This is a genomic window from Dictyoglomus sp. GBS, from assembly GCF_055179815.1.
Genome location: NZ_CM143687.1, coordinates 1,617,293 through 1,632,239 on the forward strand (window position 1 = coordinate 1,617,293; position 14,947 = coordinate 1,632,239).

Below are 14,947 nucleotides of genomic sequence, written 5' to 3' on the forward strand. Positions count from 1 at the left end.
GATTAAAAAATCTAATCCTCCCTCTTTTTAGTTCCACCTACAGTAATCTCAGATATTAATATGGTAGGCATTCCGTCAGTAACAGGTACACCCTGACCATCCTTTCCACATGTCCCTGGAGTAAAACCAATATCATCACCTATTAATTCTATTTTCTCAAGGATTTTAGGCCCATTACCTATCAAAGTAGCTCCCCTCACAGGATTTTTAATTTTTCCAGATTCTATCATATAACCTTCTTCAATCTCAAAAACAAAATCTCCTGAGACTGTATCAACCTGACCACCACCCATTTTTACCACATAAAGACCTTTTTCTACTTTATCTAACATATCCCCTAACTTACTATTCCCAGGAAGGATAAAAGTATTAGTCATTCTTGGGATTGGTGGATATCTAAAACTTTGTCTTCTACCATTGCCAGTAGGAGCTACTCCAAACTTTTTAGCAGTAATTCTTGAATGCATATAACTTTTTAATATTCCCCTATCTATTAACACATTATAATTTGTTTTAACTCCTTCATCATCTACATATGAACTTCCATATTTTTCTTCCAACACACCAGCATCTACTAATGTTACAGAATTAGAAGCTACTTTCTCCCCTATCTTACCTTTATAAACAGAAACACCTTTTTCTGCTAAGTCTGCCTCCAAACCATGACCTACTGCCTCATGAATTAGAACACCCCCAGCCTGAGAAGAAATAATCACAGGCATAATTCCAGCAGGCGCTTCCTCAGCTTCTAACATTAAAATAGCTCTTCGAGAAGCCTCTAAAGCTACATTCTTAACCAAATCCTCAGTAAAAAGTTCCCAGCCTAAAGTAGCTCCTACAATCTCATAACCAGTTTGTATAAGTCCATCTTTTTCACCAACTGCAAACCCATAAACGACACTTCGCACTCTCTTTTCTTCTACAAAATCACCTTCACTATTTGCTATAAGTATTTCCTGAGTATGGTTCCTTATTACTGATGTAAATTGGACAATTCTTGGACTATAATTTCTTGAACTTTCATCCATTATTTTCAAAAGATCAATACCTTCCCCAACCTCTACCGATTTATAATCTTTCAATGCTTTGGTAATAAATTCCTTTTTATCCTCCATAATTATCTTTTTATTGTTTTCTCCTTTAATAACTACCTCTGATAAATTGTTAGCAAGCTTCTTTAAACCCAATTCACTTATATCAGTAGTATAACCATAATATACTTTGTCTCCTTGAATAATCCTTATACCAGCCCCTATATCCTCTCCATAAGTTACCTCTTCCGCCCTTCTATCATCCCAATAAAAATAAAGGGAATGAGAATTTTCTAAAAATATTTCTGAAAATTCTCCCCCATGTCTGATAGCAATACCAAGAATTTCTTCTATTAAGTTTTTATTTAACATATTTGTTAACCTCAATTATTAACCTTAAGAGGGGAGAGTTTTATCTCCCCCTCAAATCTTTAAATAATTCTTAAAGAGTAATTGCACCGACTGGACAAGAATCTGCTGCATCTTGACAGCAACCTGCAGACTCGCAATCAGCCCCTTCTCTTACAACAGCTTTTCCTTCGCTATCAATCTCAAAAACATCAGGGCATAAAGATGCACAAACACCACACCCGATACAAAGTTCTCTGTTTACGTTTGGTACGCTCATTTAATTAACCTCCTTTTATAATATAGTATTATCATCTTAAAAATTCTCTTAAAGAATAGAAAATTTTATCCTAAAAGTCAACAATTATTCTCTTATGTAATCTATTTTAGCTCCTACAGAGAATTTATATTTTTCAAAAAATCCCGCTTTAACTTCCAAAGCATATCTATAGGGTTTTGGACTATAGTACACAGCACAATCTTTTCCCTCTTTACATGGTAACATTCTCTGAATATTAAAGATAATCTTATCAGAAGAAATAAATGCAATATCTAACGGTACGTACGTATTTTTCATCCAAAAACCGTAGGATACATCGGTGGAAAATATAAAGAGCATTCCATACTCCCATGGTATATCCTTTCTATACATGAGTCCTAAAGTATGCAATTCTTCCCTATCAGCTATCTCTATTGGAATCTCCAAACTTCTATGGTTTTGGGTAATAATAAGTCTTCCCTTTGGAAAAACTGTCTTAGAAGTTCCCAAGGTTACTAAAGATATAATTAGGATCCCAAAAATCATTAAAAATATAAACTTTTTCATTACATAATAGCCCCTTTCTTTTTATTTCTTGCTATAATTATAGTATGATAAAAAGAGAATTTGCAGAACTACCTCTTCATACTGGTAAAGCACCTCAATGGCTTTTTCATAGAATGAAAAAGCTATCAAGAGAAATCATTCTTCTATTCTATATGGAGAACAAAATTGATGATCTTATAAAAAAACTTTCGGATCCTTTCTGGTTTCAAGCTTTAGGATGTATATTAGGTTTCGATTGGCATTCCAGTGGACTTACTACAACTACTGGATCCGCACTTAAAGAAGCTCTTAGAGAAATTCCAGATGACATAGGACTTTATATAGTAGGAGGAAAGGGAAAAACAGCTTTAAATACTCCTAAAGAAATCATAAAAATATCAGAGAAGAGTAGCATTGATCCAAATAAATGGATCTTTATAAGTAGAATAGTAGCGAGGGTAGATAATAATGCTATTCAGGATGGATATCAATTGTATACCCATCTTTTAGTATTTACAAAAAATGACAAATGGTGTGTTATCCAACAAGGAATGAATGAAAAAAACCACTATGCAAGAAGATATCATTGGTTAGGAGATGAAATAAAAAGTTTTGTGGAAGATCCCCATAAAGGTATTATTAGTGAAAGATTTGAAAATTACGTATTAAACCTGGTTTCAAAAGAAAGTAAAAAAGCTCAGGAAACAATAACATATTTATTTCATGAAAAACCAGAAGATATAACAAAGTTATGGGAAAAAGTCTCTTTAAGACTACCCCCCTACCATCCAATAACTGCTAGAGAAATAAAGCCTGAAAATCTTAAGACTGTATTATTGAAAAATTATGAAAATCCTCCAAAGGATTTCCAAGATTTAATACTAAGAGAAGGTGTAGGAGCAAAAACTCTTAGAGCTTTAGCATTGATATCCGAGCTTGTATATGGAAATCCAGCAAGCATAAAAGATCCAGCAAGGTTCTCTTTTGCTCACGGCGGAAAAGACGGACATCCCTATCCTGTAGACAAAAGAAATTATGATAAATCCATAGAAATATTAGAAAAGGCAATTAAAAATGCAAAATTAGGTAGAAGAGAAGAGATAGATACTCTTAAAAAATTATCTTTCTTTTTTAAGATCTAATAGAATTTTCTTACTGTATATGTGGGCTAATCTTATAGGTTCAGGCAATCTGTATTTGAAAGTACAATTAAACGAAATTTTTATAGAGGATTCTAATGAAACTTTATGACCAGGAGATATATATACAGGTTTTACATTCTCTTTTGTCCTTAACACTGCACCAATAACCTCTTCCTTATCATATATATAACTAAATGCTCCCTTTTTATTATCAGGTTCTTTAAAATCTCCTATTAATAAATTTTTAGCACAACCTATGGTTGCTATATCTAACACTACACCTACATGAGATGCAATACCCAATCTTCTTGGATGTGCTATACCTTGACCATCAAAGATTAATATATCAGGCTTTATTTTGAGTTTCCCCCAAGCTTTCATTATACTTGGGCCTTCTCTAAAACTTAAAAATCCTGGTATATAAGGAACTGTTACATCCATTGAATGATAAGAAATTTCTATTAACTCTAATGTTTTGTAATTCATAACTACAATAACAGATAATGCCACATCATTAGAAAAAGATGTATCCACACCACCTACTGTGTTTATATTAATAAACCCATCTTTTAAAATAATTTTTCTTTTTAGCTCCTCTTGAATTTTTATTGCTTCATCTCTACTTTTCCAAACAAAAAAACTTTCATAATCCATAAATCTCTATACTTCCTAACTTCTCCATCTCTATATTAAGATTCTTATCCCCACCACATTTACTCATATAAGCATTTATAAATCTTTTCATTGAATTTTTGGGCTTAAGAATATAGACATTATTCAGTTTTACAGAGTAAGCAAAAGGATAAAATATAGTGTAATTTGACAAGAGAAAAATATTTAAATCTCTTAAGGCTTGTAAGAATAAAATAAATTCATCTAAGTAAATAATTTTCCTTACTTTAATAATATCACCAGAAAAAGATAAATCCATATTATTATTGAAAGTTTTATTCTCTATTACAACTTTAGTATAAAGGTTATAAAATTCCCCTTCTTTTCTCTTTAGTATAAAGGACTCTATAACAGCCACTTTTTCCTTATTCAACCTTTGAAAATAAAGCTTTGTTATAAGTTCTTCAAGAAATCCTGGCTTTCTAACCATAAACCCTTTAGAGTCTTTAGGATAACTCTCTAAAACCTTTGTATCTTTAAGAAGCTGAATATCCAAAAGAAGTTTTTCATTATGTAAAAAAACTATATTAAGGGGAATTCTTATTTCAAAAATCTCATCTAATGCCCAAAATATATCCTCACTTAAAGATGTTTTATTGTCCTTTGATATTTCTAAGGATAACATTTCTTTAGTATAATCCCTAAAATTTAATTTTAAGGATATTCCTTTATCAAAGAAATCACTCGCCTTACCATTCTTTATATCAATCCTTATATAAAGATTCTCAAGATCATAGCCATAATATATTCTCTTTATTAATCCATCCTCCTCCAAAAGATTTAAAGAAGAAAGCACCCACTCATCTTGGAAAGAAACTTTCCCGTCTATTTTAGGAGTAAAAATAAAAAATTCTCTTGATTTCCAAATAGGATTTTTAAAGACAATAGGAAAATCCAAAAAAGTAGGATAATCTTTATCTATTGATTTAAAAACATTCTTTAAATGCACTCTAAATATATAATCAAATACCTCATCATGGCCTGAATCTTGATCATCTCCGTACCACCAGAACCAATCACTCCCCTCCGCAGCCCATAAGCTTTTCCAATCTAAACTATTCTTATCAAAATAGGCTTTTTTAATCCTCCTTTCTAAATAGGCTCTAACTAAACTCAAATAATCCCAAGCCAAATTTTCTTCAAGCTCTCCAATCCAAGTAGTAAGATCAGCATTTATCCAGGATCCTGTAAAAATATAGTTTAAAGTATCCTTTGGAGGATTTTTAAGTATAAACTCTCCAACCGTTGTAGTTTCAACTTCATTAGAATCTTCAATCAATGTATAAAGATGCCTTAAAAAATCTCTACCATCATTATCATAATATTCCCAGCAGTTTTCACCATCCAAAGCAATAGTCAATAGATAAGACTGATCCATAGGTAATCTATCCTTTATTTTAATTATTCTCTCATATAGATCCTTAGCTGCATCATAGGGATCCATATTCATATAAACAAAGCCTATCCTATCTGATAAGAACTGATCTCTAAATACCACATTAACTTCCTTACCATTAATATTTACTCTATACGGTTTATACAAAATTTCTGGATTTAAAATATTTCCATTACTATTTCTCACCATCTCTTTTCTAATAGTTTTTCCAAGAATTTTCTCATCTGTAATTATCCACTTTATATTAAGCTCAGAGCATAAAACTATAACCTCTGGAGAAACAGCCTCTTCAGAAGGCCACATTCCTATAGGTTCTCTTGAAAAAATTTTTTTATAATATTCCTTTCCTAAAATTATTTGAGCTTTTGCATCTTCAGGATAAGAAAAGCTAAAAGAAGGTAAAGGTAAATCTGGAGTAGATATCTTAGCATTCTCGGTACTTACAAGAAGTGGTAATATGGGATGAAAAAAGGGAGAAAAAGTTATTTCTATTTGCCCTGAATCTTGCATCTCTTTATAAAGAGAAAATAAATTTTTAATTATATAAAACTGTTTCTCTATCAGTTTTACTTTTTCCTCTTCATTAAAAAATCTTCCTTTTTTACATAATCCTCTCAAAAATTCATCCTTTTCCCTAAATTCAGGATCAAACCAAGCCAGATTATATAAAACCTGCAAATCTAAATAATCCTGATTAGAATAATCTTCATTTTTTAACTTTTTATCATACAATTCTTTAAACCTATCAAAAATAAACCCCATTTTCTCCTTATTAAGCAGAAAAAAGTTGTCTTTAATAAATTTTCTCTCATTTTCATTTAAATCCTCCACTTTTTTAAGTGTATATTCAAGCCAAAGATCCGTAGTTGTCCCATTTAAATATTCTTCAATTTGCATTAGTAAACTTGGAACTAAATTAAAAGTTTGCTTAATTTTGGGAAAATCTCTTAATATGGACACCATATTGTAGTAATTTTTAATTGCATGAAGCCTCACCCATGGAAAAAGGGAAAGATTATTAATAGTATCTTTATAATAAGGTTGATGCATGTGCCATACAAAAGCTATATATAATTTGTTTTCATTCATTATATGAACCTCCATATATTAATACGTGTTAAAAATCAAGTGTATAATATCATTATATCCTTTTATCATCAAGTAATTGACGATTATTAGGTTAAGTGTTATAACAAAGAAAAAAAGAAGGGAGGGAGAGAATAAATTGTATGAGTAGTAAGAATGAAGACGTAATTCCGAGATGTAACTCTTTCATTACTACAATACAAAGGAAAGGAGATAAGATATCATGGAAAAAAGTAGATTCTCTCCCTTACGTAAAGGAGGCCAGAGAAAATGCCCAGGCTAATCTGGTCTCCAATAAAATATCGAAAATTTTCTGTTGGAGACATAATAATATTCCTCTTTATAGGAAGTATTATTTACTCCATTGCAACCTTAAATACTATCTATTCAAAACCCACCCAACAAATATATCTTGATCTATCCCCCCTAAAACTTCCCCTTTATGCTATCTTTTCACTTATAAGAATGATCTTCGCTTATATTATTTCTTTAATTTTTACCATTGTATATGCCTATACTGCGGCCTATAAGAAAAACTTGGAAAAGATATTAATTCCTCTCCTTGACATTCTCCAATCCATACCTGTCTTGTCCTTTTTACCACCTGTATTTATGGCAGTAATATCACTTTTTCCTGGCTCCAAAATAGGACTAGAGCTTACATCTATTATATTAATATTTACAGGACAAGTATGGAACATGGTATTTAGTTTTTATCAATCCCTAATATCCATACCCCGAGATCTCAGAGAAGCAGCTAAGGTTTTAAAGCTAAATCCTTGGCAAAGGTTTTGGAATTTAGAATTACCATGTGCTGCTATAGGCCTCATATGGAACAGTATGATGTCCTGGGCTGGGGGCTGGTTTTTCCTTATGGCCTGTGAGATGTTTACATTAACAAATCAAAATTTCGTATTACCAGGCATTGGCTCTTATCTATCATTTTCAGCCATAGAAGGAGACTTAACAAAACTATTCTATGGCTTATTTACATTAATTATTGTGATCATACTTTTAGATCAATTAGTATGGAGACCTCTTATTGCATGGGGACAAAAATTTAAAATAGAATTTGTTCAAGATGAAGAAACTTATGAATCAAGAGTATTATTATGGTATCGACGTTCAAGAATATTTGAATTTATAAAAAACCATATCGCTGATCCTTTAAAAGAGAAATTAAACCAATGTTTTGTAAGATATTATACGGAGAAAACTCTAAAAGCCCAAAATATATCTATATTTCCAAAGATATTAAATATTATTGTATCTTCCCTCTTAGGATTATTAGTATTAAGAGGAGTCTTCGGATTATTAAATCTATTAATTAAATTACCTTTAACTACCTGGGAAGAAATTCTTACTGCTGCACTCCTAACCCTTTTAAGAGTATCCTTAGCAGTTATTATTACTTTATTATGGACCTTACCTTTAGGTGTAAAAATTGGAATGAATACAAAACTTTCTAAAATATTACAACCAATAGTACAAATAGTTGCATCCATTCCTGCAACAGCCATATTTCCTATTATCATTATGTATCTTATAAAACTACCAGGAGGGCTAAATTTAGCAAGTATTATTTTAATGTTATTAGGTACTCAATGGTATCTACTTTTTAATATTATTGCAGGAGGTATGTCTATTCCAAAAGATCTTATCGAAGTTTCCAAACTTCTTAAACTTGGTAGAAAAGAACAATGGAAAATACTTATATTACCTTCCATATTACCTTACTTGGTAACTGGTGGTATTACAGCAATGGGAGGAGCATTTAACGCGAGTATTGTTTCTGAATATATAGAATTTCAAAATAAGGTGGTAAAAATAAAGGGTCTTGGAGCTTTGATAACTGAAGCCTCAAGTACAGGAAATAATGCTCTCCTTGCTGGAAGTACTATTACTATGGCTATCATGGTGGTGACTATAAACCGTTTATTCTGGAAAAGATTATTTAAGAAATCAGAAGAAATGCTATCATGATAATTAGGAGGTATTTAAATTATGGAACTTCTTAAATTAGAAAATATAACTGTAAGCTTTACCTTTCCAGAGGGCATTGTTACAGTATTAGATAATATTAATTTTACAGTTAATGAAGGAGATTTTTTGGCCCTTTTAGGACCATCGGGATCTGGAAAATCAACCCTACTTAGAATCATAGCAGGACTTATAAAACCTAATAAAGGAAAAGTATATTTTAAGGGTAAAGAAATAAAAGATATAAATCCTGGAGTAGCGATGGTATTCCAAAATTTTGCTCTATTTCCATGGCTTACTGTCTTAGAAAATGTGGAATTAGGACTAAAGGCAAAAGGTTTACCCCCTGAAGAAAGGAGAAAAAAGGCTACAGAAGCAATAGATTTGATAGGACTTGATGGTTTTGAGAATGCATATCCTAAAGAGCTTTCTGGAGGTATGAGACAGAGAGTAGGCTTTGCCAGGGCTTTAGTAATGGAACCTGATATTCTCCTTTTAGACGAGCCTTTTTCTGCCTTAGATGTATTAACAGCAGAAAACTTAAGAAATGACCTTATTGAATTATGGATAGAAAAAAGAATTCCAACTAAAGCTATAATTTTAGTTACTCATAGTATTGAGGAAGCTGTATATATGGCAGACAGAATCATTTTGTTAAGTAAAGATCCTGGAAGGATAATTAAAGAAATAAGAATAAACATACCTCATTGGAGAGATAAAAAATCTCAAGAATTTTTGGAGATTGTAGATGAAATTTATAGCACCTTAACTGGTAAACCATTGGAAAAGATCTTATGGAAAGAAAAAAGACATATTCATATTCCTGAAGCAAGCGTGGGTTCTATAACAGGATTAGTTGAACTTGTCAATGATTTAGAGGGGAAAGCTGATATATACAAATTAGGAGAGGAACTTCTCATGGACGTTGAAGATTTATTACCTATTGTAGAAGCCTGCGAACTTTTAGGTTTTGCTGAGGTTAAAGAAGGTGATTTAATACTTACTGAAGCTGGTAAAAAATTTGCAGAAGCAGATGTGTTAGAGAGGAAAGAAATTTTTAAAACTTTAGCAATTGAAAAAGTTCCATTCCTAAAGCAGATAGTCAAAGTTCTTCAATCAAAATCAAACCATAAAGTTCCAAGGGCTTTCTTTTTAGATTTATTAAGGAAAAACCTCACACCAAAAGAGGCAGAAAGACAATTAGATACACTCATAGATTGGGGCCGATATGCAGAACTCTTTGAATATGATGATGATAAGGATGAGCTCTATTTGCCTGAAACATCAGAATTAATTAATCTTTCTTCGGAAACCTAATTTGTGTTAAAATAAATAATGGGAGGTTAGAATTTTGGAAACTGTTGTTATAAGTAGGATAAGAATATTAACCTTTCTATTGACTTATACTTATGTTATATCCAATATATTTTTCGAAGACTTATTACAATATCTCGTAATATTATCTTCTATTTTTTATAGTTTTATTCTTTATTACTTTTCATCCCACAATAAAATCAATGAAACTCTTATTATCTCAGTTTTAGATGAGATCTTTATTCTTATTCACCTGTTTACCTTTAAAAATTTTATCTCTAAATTTTTATTTCTCATATATCTTCCTGTAATAAAAGAAGTACTTTTTAGAAGGGATAAAGAAGCATATCTATTAGGATTTATATGTAATGTAATAATTATTCTCTATTCTTTACAAAATACTCAATTTTTATCTCCCACCATATCCTTTTCTCTTATCCCTTTTTCCTTTCTTATTCCCTATCTTTCTCTCCATTATACTAAGGAAAAGCCGGGAGGGTAGAAATTTGAAAAAAGGAAAGTTTTTCTTAATTCTCTTTATTCTTCTTCTATGGATCATTTCCATTTCAGTTCCTGCCCAAGAGTCAGTATATATAATACCTATTAAAGGAACTATCGAATTAGGGCTTTCTTCTTTCGTAGAAAGAAGTATTAGAGAACATCCAAATGCAAAAGCTTTTATATTCGAAATTGATACATTTGGTGGAAGGGTAGATGCAGCCACAAAGATTAGAGATGCTATCCTTAATACTCCCATAACAACCATTGCATATATAAAAGATAGAGCCTGGTCTGCAGGTGCATTAATAGCGCTTGCGTGTGAAAAAATCGCCATATCTCCATCTGGAAGCATTGGAGCAGCAGAACCAAGACCCGCAGAAGAAAAAATTATCTCTGCTCTTAAAGCTGAGTTCGAGAGTACCGCAAAGAAAAGAGGAAGAGATCCTAAAATAGCAGCAGGAATGGTAGATGCAAGTATCTACATACCTGGTATAAAAGAAAAAGGTAAAATTCTTACATTATACGCAGAAGAAGCCAAAAAATTTAAATTCGCAGATCTTATTGCTTCTAATATGGATGATGTACTAAATTTCTTCAAATTAAAGGATACAAATCTTGTAAAGCTTAATCCTACTTGGTCTGAAAATATTGTAAGATTTATAACAGATCCAACAGTATCTAGTATCATTTTGACTATAGGAATGTTAAGTCTTTATGTAGCTATCTTTACCCCTGGATTAGGTGTTCCTGAAATATTAGCTATTGTTTGTTTAGGTCTATTCTTTGGAGGGCATTATTTAGCAGGACTTTCGGGACTTGAAACAGTACTATTATTTTTATTAGGGCTTCTTCTAATTTTTATAGAAATACATACCCCAGGATTTGGAATCTCAGGAATATTAGGTAGTGTCTCAGTATTTTTTAGTATATATCTTACTATAGCTCAAAAGGTTGGAACCACCCAAGCAATTCTTACAGGAATTTTTGTAGTATCTTCCCTTATTATATTTCTTATCTTCTACCTTCCAAGAAGCAGATTTTGGAAAATTTTAAACATCCCTCAAGATCAAAAGAAAGATTTAGGATACACTGCAGTTAAAGAAAGAACAGACCTTATTGGAAAAAAAGGGATAACTATAACAATGTTAAGACCTACAGGTTATATTGAAGTAGATGGAGAAAAATTAGAGGCATATACAGAATCAGAATTCATTGAACCAAATACGGAGATTATAGTGGTAAAAGTAGAGGGAAATAAAATTTTTGTAAGGAGGAGTGAAAAATGAGTTTAGTTTTAGGTTTTCTAATCCTAATCTTAGTTTTAATTTTCTTAGTAATATTCTTTAGCTTTGTTCCCTTAGGACTTTGGATCTCCGCCCTTGCAGCTGGTGTACGAATAAAAGTTACTGATCTTATCGGAATGAGACTTAGAAGGGTACCCCCTGGAATAATAATTAATTCTCTAATTAAAGCTCATAAGGCAGGACTATCGGAAGTTACATTAGATAAATTAGAAGCTCATTATTTAGCAGGAGGTAATGTGGATAGAGTAGTAAATGCTCTTATCGCTGCACAAAGGGCTGGAATTCCTTTAACCTTTGAGAAAGCTGCTGCTATAGATCTTGCTGGAAGAGATGTCTTAGAAGCAGTACAAATGAGTGTAAATCCAAAGGTTATCGAAACTCCCACAGTTGCAGCTGTTGCCAAAGATGGTATTGAGCTGAAAGCTAAAGCAAGAGTAACTGTAAGAGCTAACATTGAGAGACTTGTGGGAGGAGCTGGCGAAGCTACCATAATAGCAAGAGTTGGAGAAGGTATTGTAACCACGATAGGTTCTGCAGAGAGCTATAAAGAAGTATTAGAAAATCCTGATAGTATATCAAAAACTGTACTTGCAAAAGGATTGGATGCTGGTACTGCCTTTGAAATAGTCTCTATAGACATTGCAGACGTAGATGTTGGAAATAACGTAGGTGCAAGACTAAAAATGGATCAGGCAGAAGCTGATATGAGAATCGCTCAGGCCCAAGCCGAAAGTAGAAGAGCTCTTGCTATAGCAAGAGAACAAGAAATGAAAGCTTTAACTCAAGAAATGAGAGCCAAATTAATAGAAGCAGAAAAAGAAGTACCATTAGCTGTTGCAGAAGCATTGAGAGCTGGTAAAATAGGTGTTTTAGATTACTATACTCTTAAAAATATTATGGCAGATACAGCCATGAGAGAAGCAATATCTAAACTTGGACAAACAAAAGAAGAAGGCAAAGATTAAAATGGAATGGATAGTATTTCTATATATATTATTCATAATTCTATCTGCCACTTTAAATGCCATTAAAGAAGTTAATAAACAGAAAAAAGTAGTTGTCATTAAACCAATAGAAGAAAAGTTGGAGAAAACGCCTAAGACTGAGTCCCCACCAAAAGAAAAAACTAAAGTTTTATCTACATTATACTCAGAAAAACCAAGAATAGAGAGTAAAACAAAAGAAATTGTTCAAGGAAAAAAAATACAAGAAGAGCCCTCTTATATAGAGAAAAGCTTGAAAAATAATCTTCCAGAAATTATAGCACTAATAGAGATTATGGGCCCACCAAGAGCTCTTCAAGGATGGAGTCCTCCATATAAGAGGAAAAATTAATTATTCTAAATTCTGAAAAATAAAATTCTTTAAAAAGGAAGAGACCCATCTTATTTTTCAAATCTTCAAAGTCTACATTACGGTGGGTCTCTTCTTTTATTGATGTTACTTCTTTATCTTTTAAACCACAAGGAATAATAAAAGAGAAAGGAGTCAAATCATTATTAACATTTAGAGCAAAACCATGATAAGAAACTCTTTTTTTAATTGCTACCCCTATGGCAGCAATTTTCTTATTTCCTACCCATACTCCTGGATTTTTGACATCAATCCCAGATTCTATTCTATACTCTTCTAATAGCTTTATTAAAGCATTTTCAATTTTAAAGATAAAATTTTTAACGCCTTCAACTCTAAAAACAAAATAACCCACTAATTGTCCTGGACCATGATAAGTTATATCTCCACCTCTATCCACATGAAAATATTCAATTCCTAAGCTATTAAGTTCTTCTTTCGTTTTTAAAAGATTTTCTTCCTTACCAAACTTTCCTAAGGTGATAACTGGATAATGTTCTAACAAAATCAAGGTATCTGGAATTAGATTTTCTACTCTTAAGGAATGCAATTTTCTTTGAAGTTCCCATGCATCTAAATATCTTACTTTGGGAAGATTAAGAATTACTAATTGGCCCATATCTTTTATCAAGTTTTATACTCACTCTCTCATAACACTTCTTTATTATAAAAATATAAAAACCACAAATTGTCTTGAAAGATATATCTGTAGCCATCGCAATCCAAGCTCCAACAAGGCCTAAACCAAGTTTAATAGAGAGTATATAAGCCAGTGGTATTCTTATTAACCACATACCTAAACCACTATATATCATAGGAATTTTTGAAAATCCTGCTCCTCTTAAAGATCCAGACATTACATTAGCTGTTGCCAAAAAAGGCTGTATTATAGCAATAATTCTTAAAGCAGAACAACTCATTCTAATTACTTCTCTATCTCTGCTAAAAATCTGTACAAAATATTCTGGGACCAAAAATAAAATTAATCCTACTGTACCCATAAGTATCACTGCTCTCTTCCATGCTTCTAACGAGGCTAAAAGAGCTTTTTTATCCTCTCCTGCCCCTTTAAACTGACCTACCAGAGCAGTTACAGTAACTCCAAAAGCAAAACCAGGTTGAAAAGAAAGAGACTCTACATTAAGAGATATTCTATGAGCAGCATAGACTTTTGTTCCCAACTTTAAAACGATAGTCGCATAAAGAAGAGCACCTACGTTAAAAAGTAGACTTTCTACTGATGTGGGTATACCTATTCTAAGAATTTGAAAAGCTTTCTCTTTTTCAATTTTTAAAGAAATAAATCTAAAAGATTTAAAAAGCCTATTTTTATTATAGATTACAAGAAAAAGTACTATAACCCCCAAAAATCTTGAAATAGTTGTTGCCAAAGCAGCCCCAGCAACTTCCATTTTGGGAAAACCAAATTTCCCAAAAACAAAAACGTAATCAAGAAATATATTAATAGTATTTGAAAAAATTGTTATGTAAGGAGGTATTCTTGTATCACCAGCTCCCCTTAAAGCAGATGAAATTATATTCATATAGACCATAAGAATACCGGGAACAAGAATATATTTCAAATATAGAGATGTTTGTTTCAAAAGCTCCCCCTTAGCTCCTAACATCCTTAGGGTCTCATCTATACCAAATATGGCATAAAACAAAATTAAAATTGATAAATATAAACCAATATTCAAAGAAATTTGTAAATAATCAGATAAATCTTTATATCTCTTTGCCCCTACACTATAAGCCACCATCACCATTGTACCCGTAGTAAGGGTTGAAATTATAGCAAGGATCACATTAATTATCTGCATGCCAAAACCCACAGCAGCTAAAGCAGTTGCGCCTAAAAACCCAACAAAGATCATATCAACAAAACTAAATAGTAGTTGAAAAAGGTTCTCAAAAAGGACAGGTATAGAAAGAGTAATTACTTTTTTACCTATTTCTTTTCTTTCTTCATAGTCAAGCTCCATCGCTTTTTAAAGTCTCCTTTTACTATTTAT

Annotated in this window: 14 protein-coding genes; 7 read left to right on the forward strand and 7 right to left on the reverse strand. The window is 31.9% G+C overall.

From position 1 onward, the window contains the following. Positions 1-11: 11 nt before the first annotated feature. From ACY3IT_RS08125 to ACY3IT_RS08135, 3 genes are all read right to left on the reverse strand, one after another. On the reverse strand, positions 12-1,403 hold the full coding sequence (locus ACY3IT_RS08125; RefSeq protein WP_463082439.1) for a TldD/PmbA family protein: 1,392 nt from the start codon (positions 1,401-1,403) through the stop codon (positions 12-14). A 70-nt stretch (positions 1,404-1,473) separates the two neighbouring features. Next, positions 1,474-1,659: a ferredoxin gene (locus tag ACY3IT_RS08130; RefSeq protein WP_463082440.1), complete on the reverse strand. Its 186-nt coding sequence runs from the start codon at positions 1,657-1,659 to the stop codon at positions 1,474-1,476. 84 nt (positions 1,660-1,743) lie between these two features. Next, positions 1,744-2,205, reverse strand: a complete 462-nt coding sequence (locus ACY3IT_RS08135) for a DUF192 domain-containing protein (protein WP_463082441.1) — start codon at positions 2,203-2,205, stop codon at positions 1,744-1,746. 44 nt (positions 2,206-2,249) lie between these two features. Between ACY3IT_RS08135 and ACY3IT_RS08140 the strand changes: the two genes are divergently transcribed. Continuing rightward, entirely contained in the window at positions 2,250-3,326 is a 1,077-nt protein-coding gene (locus tag ACY3IT_RS08140; RefSeq protein WP_463082442.1) for a DUF763 domain-containing protein, read from the forward strand. On the opposite strand, the gene nfi is transcribed toward ACY3IT_RS08140, so the two are convergent. Continuing rightward, positions 3,303-3,980 carry a deoxyribonuclease V gene (gene nfi / locus ACY3IT_RS08145; RefSeq protein ID WP_463082443.1) on the reverse strand — a complete coding sequence of 226 codons (678 nt, stop codon included), beginning with the start codon at positions 3,978-3,980 and terminating at the stop codon, positions 3,303-3,305. The genes ACY3IT_RS08140 and nfi overlap by 24 nt on opposite strands. Then, positions 3,970-6,483 (reverse strand): glycoside hydrolase family 57 protein, encoded by a 2,514-nt coding sequence (locus tag ACY3IT_RS08150; RefSeq protein ID WP_463082444.1) that lies wholly within the window; start codon positions 6,481-6,483, stop codon positions 3,970-3,972. Before ACY3IT_RS08150 ends, nfi begins: the two co-directional genes overlap by 11 nt. A gap of 267 nt (positions 6,484-6,750) precedes the next feature. On the opposite strand from ACY3IT_RS08150, the gene ACY3IT_RS08155 reads away from it, so the two are divergent. The 6 genes from ACY3IT_RS08155 to ACY3IT_RS08180 are packed head-to-tail and all read left to right on the forward strand — an operon-like array spanning position 6,751 to position 12,914. Next, positions 6,751-8,463: an ABC transporter permease gene (locus ACY3IT_RS08155; RefSeq protein WP_463082445.1), complete on the forward strand. Its 1,713-nt coding sequence runs from the start codon at positions 6,751-6,753 to the stop codon at positions 8,461-8,463. A gap of 21 nt (positions 8,464-8,484) precedes the next feature. Next, positions 8,485-9,777 carry an ABC transporter ATP-binding protein gene (locus ACY3IT_RS08160; RefSeq protein ID WP_463082446.1) on the forward strand — a complete coding sequence of 431 codons (1,293 nt, stop codon included), beginning with the start codon at positions 8,485-8,487 and terminating at the stop codon, positions 9,775-9,777. Between the two features lie 34 nt (positions 9,778-9,811). Continuing rightward, positions 9,812-10,276 carry a hypothetical protein gene (locus tag ACY3IT_RS08165; RefSeq protein WP_463082447.1) on the forward strand — a complete coding sequence of 155 codons (465 nt, stop codon included), beginning with the start codon at positions 9,812-9,814 and terminating at the stop codon, positions 10,274-10,276. A gap of 4 nt (positions 10,277-10,280) precedes the next feature. Further along, positions 10,281-11,561, forward strand: coding sequence for an NfeD family protein (locus ACY3IT_RS08170; RefSeq protein ID WP_463082448.1), 1,281 nt, complete (start codon positions 10,281-10,283; stop codon positions 11,559-11,561). Then, the gene (floA, locus tag ACY3IT_RS08175; protein WP_463082449.1) at positions 11,558-12,544 is read left to right on the forward strand and encodes a flotillin-like protein FloA; all 987 of its coding nucleotides are present in this window, start codon (positions 11,558-11,560) and stop codon (positions 12,542-12,544) included. Before ACY3IT_RS08170 ends, floA begins: the two co-directional genes overlap by 4 nt. Before the next feature lies 1 nt (position 12,545). Then, positions 12,546-12,914, forward strand: a complete 369-nt coding sequence (locus tag ACY3IT_RS08180; RefSeq protein WP_463082450.1) for a hypothetical protein — start codon at positions 12,546-12,548, stop codon at positions 12,912-12,914. Here ACY3IT_RS08180 and lipB read toward each other — a convergent pair. Further along, positions 12,856-13,551 carry a lipoyl(octanoyl) transferase LipB gene (lipB, locus tag ACY3IT_RS08185; RefSeq protein WP_463082451.1) on the reverse strand — a complete coding sequence of 232 codons (696 nt, stop codon included), beginning with the start codon at positions 13,549-13,551 and terminating at the stop codon, positions 12,856-12,858. The two genes, ACY3IT_RS08180 and lipB, sit on opposite strands and share 59 nt — an antisense overlap. After that, complete coding sequence (locus ACY3IT_RS08190) at positions 13,529-14,917, reverse strand: MATE family efflux transporter (RefSeq protein WP_463082452.1); 1,389 nt, start codon at positions 14,915-14,917, stop codon at positions 13,529-13,531. The genes lipB and ACY3IT_RS08190 overlap by 23 nt, the downstream gene beginning before the upstream one ends. Positions 14,918-14,947: the final 30 nt, after the last annotated feature.